This is a genomic window from Alcanivorax sp. HI0044 (genome assembly GCF_001634945.1).
In genome coordinates, this window is the sequence record NZ_LWEZ01001145.1 from 1 (window position 1) to 724 (window position 724).

A 724-nucleotide genomic window follows, 5' to 3' on the forward strand; every position below is an offset into this window, starting at 1 on the left:
GGCACCACGGTGCTGGCCTTTGCTCAAGACCCGGATGGTTACAAAATCGAATTGCTGGGACGCGATTGATGGCAACAAAGGATTTGCAGGCGGGCAACAAGGTGATCGTTGGTTGGCGTGAGTGGGCCCAGTTGCCCGGGTTGGGCATCGACGCCATCAAGATGAAGGTGGATACCGGTGCCCGCACGTCCGCGTTGCACGCCTATCAGGTGGAAACCTTTGAGCGTGACGGGGCCGAGTGGGTGCGTTTTTGTATTCACCCGATTCAGGATCAGGATACCGTTCGTGAATGCGAAGCCCCGGTGCTGGATCGCCGTGTGGTCACCGACTCCGGTGGTCACAAGGAAGAGCGTCCGGTGATTCGCACGGAGATTGCATTGGGCGGGCGCTGTTGGCCCATCGAGATCACCCTCACCGACCGTGAAAACATGAAATTCCGCATGCTGCTGGGACGAACCGCCATGGACCTGATTACCGTGGACCCGACAGCGTCATTCCTCCTTGGCGGCACAAAAGAGCAACCATGAAAATTGCGATTCTTTCCCGAAACAAGCGCCTGTACTCCACGCGACGCATGGTCGAAGCCGGCGAAGCAGCGGGCCATGAAATGCATGTGATCGACACCCTGCGCTGTTACATGAGCATGGTGGCTCACAAGCCGGAAATTCACTACAAGGGTGAAGTGCTGGAAGGGTTTGATGCGGTGATTCCCCGTATTGGCGCC

Annotated in this window: 1 protein-coding gene and 1 pseudogene; both read left to right on the top strand. The window is 57.6% G+C overall.

Features of this window, described 5'->3' with window-relative positions:
• Window positions 1-68 precede the first annotated feature (68 nt).
• A complete protein-coding gene (locus A3730_RS14400) occupies window positions 69-527 on the top strand; it encodes an ATP-dependent zinc protease (RefSeq protein WP_063519167.1) in 459 nt (152 codons plus the stop codon).
• Window positions 524-724 (top strand): annotated as a pseudogene (locus A3730_RS14405) (30S ribosomal protein S6--L-glutamate ligase); the annotation flags it as partial. The gene A3730_RS14400 and the pseudogene A3730_RS14405, both read left to right, overlap by 4 nt.

Excerpts from the sequence above, each read along its gene's own strand:
- A3730_RS14400 (WP_063519167.1), top strand. The coding sequence starts at position 69 with ATGGCAACAAAGGATTTGCAGGCGGGCAACAAGGTGATCGTTGGTTGG.